Source organism: Streptococcus sp. KR (genome assembly GCF_002238115.1).
Classification (GTDB): domain Bacteria; phylum Bacillota; class Bacilli; order Lactobacillales; family Streptococcaceae; genus Streptococcus.
Map to the genome: position 1 here is coordinate 1 of NZ_NGVM01000108.1, position 593 is coordinate 593.

A 593-nucleotide genomic window follows, 5' to 3' on the forward strand; every position below is an offset into this window, starting at 1 on the left:
CAACTATTTTGAATTTATTTTCGTTGAACCAACCATTATCAGCTTTATTAAGACGTTCCAATGTCCAATCATCTTTTAATCCTTCAAAAATACTCCCTGCATTATTAGTTGGTAAATTAACATGATGTTCTCTAGATAATCCTAATAGATGAGGAATGGAGGAGTTTGGGACTGATAGAATAATTTCAGGACAGTTCTCCATATTTGTCTGATAAATATATTTGTACTGAGAAACATTTTTCTCAATAGTATTGGCCAAGCAATCCATCTTAACATTGAGAATATCAATCTCTCCATCAAAAGTCTTTAGCCATTCCAAAGTATAAGTCATTTGAATTTTCTCCTAAAAAAGAGAAGGAAGCTCCTGCTTCCTTCTCTCCCACGTATTGAGTTTCACCTCACGCTAGATATGCCCTATCTATTCCTCAAGGGTAGGCAGTCCTGCTATTCTTTTTCTCAACAAACAGTCTGAACTGAGAGCGGAGCCCACAGGCGGGTGCAGACCATATCCACTAGCCCACAAGTAATTATATCATTTAATTATCTTCATTATACGCAATTAGTCCATATTTGTCAACAATTACATTCATTAT

The 593-nt window shown here is 35.6% G+C and carries 1 pseudogene; it reads right to left on the reverse strand.

The features are described from left to right. Window positions 1–331 (reverse strand): annotated as a pseudogene (locus CBI42_RS11120) (hypothetical protein); the annotation flags it as partial. Window positions 332–593: the final 262 nt, after the last annotated feature.